Genomic DNA, 654 nt, shown 5'->3' on the forward strand with positions numbered 1-654 from the left:
GCCGGTTCGCAATCCTCATGCGCCAGGAAGGCGCGGGTGATCTCGATCGCCTTGTCCTCGGGGATCGAGATCTCGTAGCCGTCCTCGCCGGTATAGCCCAGCCGCGAGATGCGGCATTCGACACCGTTGATATCGGCAATCGTGGTTTCCATGAACTTCAGGTCACGGGCTGCAGGGCAGAGGTCGCCCACCACGTCCTCGGCCTTGGGACCCTGCACCGCCACCAGCGCGCGGTCGAAGATCTCGGTCACTTCGACGCCTTCAAGGTTATCGCGCATATGCGGAATGTCCTGATCACGCAGCGCCGCGTTCACAACGACGAAATAATGATCGCCCGCATTCGACACGATCAGGTCATCCATGATCCCGCCGTCCGCATTGGTAAAGAACCCGTACCGCGCCTTGCCTTCCTTCAGCGTCGCATAGGCCTGCGGGCACAAAGCTTCCAGCTTCTCACCCACATCCTCACCCCGCAGGATCACCTGACCCATATGGCTCACATCAAACACTGCCGCCTTCTCACGGCACTGCTTATGCTCGCCCATGATCCCCATCGGATACTGAACAGGCATCTCCCACCCAGCAAAATCAACCATCTTACCACCCAACTCAACATGCAATGAGTACAACGGCGTGCGCTTAATATCGGTCATG

General features: G+C 58.6%; 1 protein-coding gene. It reads right to left on the reverse strand.

Annotated features, from left to right (window positions below; translation table 11 throughout):
- The coding region (locus ACR1XY_RS24755) for an aminomethyltransferase family protein (protein ID WP_480597518.1) at positions 1-653 on the reverse strand (653 nt) is incomplete at its 3' end.
- Position 654 lies beyond the last annotated feature (1 nt).

Source organism: Ruegeria sp. AD11(2025), from assembly GCF_056542405.1.